This is a genomic window from uncultured Dialister sp. (genome assembly GCF_900538805.1).
Lineage (GTDB): Bacteria > Bacillota > Negativicutes > Veillonellales > Dialisteraceae > Dialister.
This window is the reverse complement of the sequence record NZ_UPZP01000143.1, coordinates 1-3,793: the sequence shown is the minus strand read 5'-3', so window position 1 is coordinate 3,793 and position 3,793 is coordinate 1. Positions and strand designations below refer to the sequence as shown.

General features: G+C 51.4%; 3 protein-coding genes. All 3 read left to right on the top strand.

Annotated elements, in window-relative coordinates; translation table 11 throughout:
• Positions 1-178: 178 nt before the first annotated feature.
• The 3 genes from rny (at position 179) to rlmH (ending at position 3,596) form a co-directional block, all read left to right on the top strand.
• Complete coding sequence (rny, locus tag QZQ29_RS09085; RefSeq protein WP_296962552.1) at positions 179-1,753, top strand: ribonuclease Y; 1,575 nt, start codon at positions 179-181, stop codon at positions 1,751-1,753.
• 179 nt (positions 1,754-1,932) lie between these two features.
• Positions 1,933-3,117, top strand: coding sequence for a trypsin-like peptidase domain-containing protein (locus QZQ29_RS09080; protein ID WP_296962549.1), 1,185 nt, complete (start codon positions 1,933-1,935; stop codon positions 3,115-3,117).
• On the top strand, positions 3,117-3,596 hold the full coding sequence (rlmH, locus tag QZQ29_RS09075; RefSeq protein ID WP_296962547.1) for a 23S rRNA (pseudouridine(1915)-N(3))-methyltransferase RlmH: 480 nt from the start codon (positions 3,117-3,119) through the stop codon (positions 3,594-3,596). The genes QZQ29_RS09080 and rlmH overlap by 1 nt, the downstream gene beginning before the upstream one ends.
• The last annotated feature ends 197 nt before the right edge of the window (positions 3,597-3,793 follow it).

The following is a 3,793-nucleotide window of genomic DNA, read 5'->3' as shown; positions in this document are numbered from 1 at the left end:
CTATTCGCGTCATCCCATTCCTCGCATTGCATAAAAATTCTAGAATAAAAGCAGACAACGATTTAATCAGCGCTTCCTTAGCGGCCGGGGTATCATTTTCCCTTATCTCCTTCGGGAGATGATTCTTTTATGTTTTCGTAGTACGCATAATAATAACAGAAAGAGAGAGGTGAATCATTTGACACTGGATGAAGTTTTACTGTATGTGATTGTGGGATGTATCATTGCCGCCGTCATTGGCGCCGGCGTGGGGTACATGCTCCGCAAGCGCATTGCAGAGGCAAGGATCGGATCGGCAGAGGAAAAGGCCCGGCAGATCGGCGAAGAGGCCAAGAAAATGCTGGACAATGCTTCCCGGGAGGCGGAAACGCTGAAGAAGGAAACCTTGGTGCAGACCCGTGAAGAAATCCATAAGCTTCGGGAAGACGTGGAACAGGAAAACAAGCAGCGCCGTGATGAGCTGCAGAAGTATGAACAGCGTCTTGTGCAGAAGGAAAATAATCTGGACTGGAGAAGCGGCAGCCTGGAACAGCGGGAATCCCAGCTGGATAAAAAGGAAAGCCAGGTGAAGGCCCAGAAGGAAAAGCTGAACGGCCTTTACGAACAGCAGCAGAAGAAGCTGGAAGAAATTTCCCAGCTCTCCAGCGAACAGGCGAAGGACATGATTCTGTCCCGGGTGGATGAAGAGCTGACCCATGAAAAGGCAGTCCGCATCCGCAGCGCCGTGGAGGAAGCCAAGAGTACCGCTGACGTCAAGGCCAGGGAAATCATCGCATCCGCTATTCAGCGGAATGCGGCAGATACGGTTTCCGAAACCACGGTTTCCGTGGTTTCCCTTCCAAATGAAGAAATGAAGGGCCGCATCATCGGCAGGGAAGGACGCAATATCCGGGCCATCGAAACCCTGACGGGCGTGGACCTTATCATCGACGATACGCCGGAAGCGGTTATCTTGTCCTGCTTTGACCCCATTCGCCGTGAAGTGGCAAGGCTGGCACTGGAAAGCCTTGTGAAGGATGGCCGTATCCATCCCGCACGGATTGAAGAAGTGGTGGCCAAGACAAAGAAGGATGTGGAAAAGGCTATCCGCGAAGCCGGTGAACAGGCTGTCATGGAATGCGGCATCCGGGGCATGAACCCGGAACTGGTGAAAATTCTGGGCCGTTTAAAATACCGTACCAGCTATGGCCAAAATGTGCTGCAGCACTGCATTGATACATCCTATTTTGCCGGCATTATGGCCGGTGAAGTGGGAGCCAATGTGGAACTGGCCAAAAGGGCAGGACTCCTTCATGATATCGGCAAGGCCGTGGATCGTGAACAGGAAGGCACCCATGTGGAACTGGGTGTGGAACTGGCCCAGAAATACCATGAATCGCCGGAAGTTGTCAATGCCATTGCTTCCCATCACGGGGATACGGAGCCTACCTGTGTAGAATCCGTGCTGGTGGCCGCTGCCGATGCTATTTCCGCAGCCCGTCCCGGCGCCCGCCGCGAGACGCTGGAAAACTATATCAAACGTCTCACGAAACTGGAAGACATTGCCAAATCCTTCCCCGGCGTGGACAGCTGCTATGCTATCCAGGCAGGCCGTGAACTCCGGGTCATCGTGAAACCGGAAAAGGTATCCGAAGACCAGTCCACCATCCTGGCCCACGACATTTCCCGCCGGATTGAAAAGGAACTGCAGTATCCGGGACAGGTAAAGGTCGTGGTTATCCGCGAAACCAGGGCTACTGACTTTGCTAAATAATAAAAAAGAAACCTGCTTTACTGAGAAGTGGGTTTCTTTTTTTTATCTCTTTTTTATCTCTTCCTTTATTGAAACTTTGTGATATAATGATTGGACTACAAGATGGAGAGGCTCCTTTTTCTGTAAGAAGGGTGCCTGCCCCCTGAAATTTAATTTCCCAATGGGAAAGGGAGGTAACTATGGATAGAGAAGATTTGGATAAAAAGCTGAAAGAAAATGGCGAAGCCATGAAAGAAACATCCCATGGCTCCCGAAATGGAAGAATGACAATCGCGGCTCTGGCCCTGGCCATGCTGATTATAGGCGGTGCCGGCGGCTGCTATTTCGGCGGCTTTTCTCTGCCGAAAAAGGAAGGGGCTGCTTCTTCCTACCGGATTCCTCAGGGAGCCAATAAGAAAATGGAAGATCTCCCGGCCATCCGCAACACCGCCGTGGTACAGGCCGTGAAGGAAGTGGGCCCGGCCATTGTGGGCATCACCACCAGAGTGTATGACCGGGATATGTTCAACCGCCGGGTAGAAGTGGGACAGAGCGTAGGCTCCGGTGTTCTCTTTGACAAGAAGGGATATATTGTCACCAATAACCATGTGGTATCTGGCAGCAAAGAAGTGAATGTCAGCCTTTCCAATGGGAAAACAGTGCCGGGGAAAGTGGTGGGCACAGATCCTTCCACGGACCTGGCGGTGGTTAAGATTGATGGAAGTGATGACCTGCCTGTGGCAGAGTTCGGTGATTCCGATGCCCTGCAGGTAGGGGAGACCGCCATTGCCATCGGCAATCCCCTGGGCCTTGAATTTCAGGGCACCGTTACCGTAGGCGTCATCAGTGCACTGAACAGGAGCCTTGATGACATTGACCAGCGCTTCAAGCTTATCCAGACCGATGCAGCGATTAACCCCGGCAACTCCGGCGGCGCCCTTGTTACCGCCGATGGTAAGGTGGTGGGCATTAACAGTGCTAAAATTGCCAAGGAAGGGGTAGAAGGCATGGGCTTTGCCATCCCCATCAATTCCGCCAAAGGCATTATCCAGCAGCTGATTTCCAATGGCAAAGTCACAAGGGCTTACCTTGGTGTCTATGCAGCTGATAAGGACATTGCCCAGCGCTATGGCTACAACTGGGACCATGATGGCGGCGTTCTCGTCATGAAAGTGGCCGCAAGAAGCCCCATCAGCCTCACCGACATCCGTCCCGGTGACTACATCCTTGCTATTGACGGTAAATCCTTCGATACGGTCAAGGGTATGAGAGATATCCTGGATACCCATAAACCGGGCGACCGCATCAAAGTGACCTACGAACACAATGGAAGAAAGTCCGATACGGAAGTGCTCCTGGCATCGGCACCGGAGACGGACAACTGATGAAATTCACATTTCTAACCATTGGCAAGATTAAAGAAAAATGGATGCGCCAGGGCATTGAAGAATACCTGAAGCGTCTTTCGCCTATGGCAAAGGTGGAAATCCTGTCGCCGGATGAAGAAAGGATGCCGGAAAATCCATCGCCTGCCCTGAAAGAAAAGGTTATGGAAAAGGAGGGGGACAAACTTCTGAAATATCTGAAAGATGAAGATTTCCTTATCCTTCTGGACCTGAAAGGAAAACCGGTGACCTCGGAAGGGCTGGCGGCAATCCTTCAAAAGAAAATGGTGGCCGGCACCAGCCACTTTTTCTTCATGATCGGCGGCCCCTATGGCAATGGAGAAAATATCCGGAAAAGGGCTGACCTGAAAATCTCCATCAGTGCCATGACCTTCACCCACCAGATGGCCCGCCTTATTCTGGCGGAACAGGTCTACCGTGCCATGAAAATCATACGGCATGAGCCCTATCATCTGTGAAGGTGAGCATTCGGCGGGCAATGTACTGTCATCTTAAAAATCTTTGATGGGATTAAAAAGGTAAAAAAGCTGTGAAGAAATGATTATCATTCCTTCACAGCTTTTTCTGCTATGGGCAGTACAAAAACACGGATACAAATCCGTGCCAGACAGTATTGCGGGCCTCTCAGAATCAGGCGCCAACGCTGAGCATACAG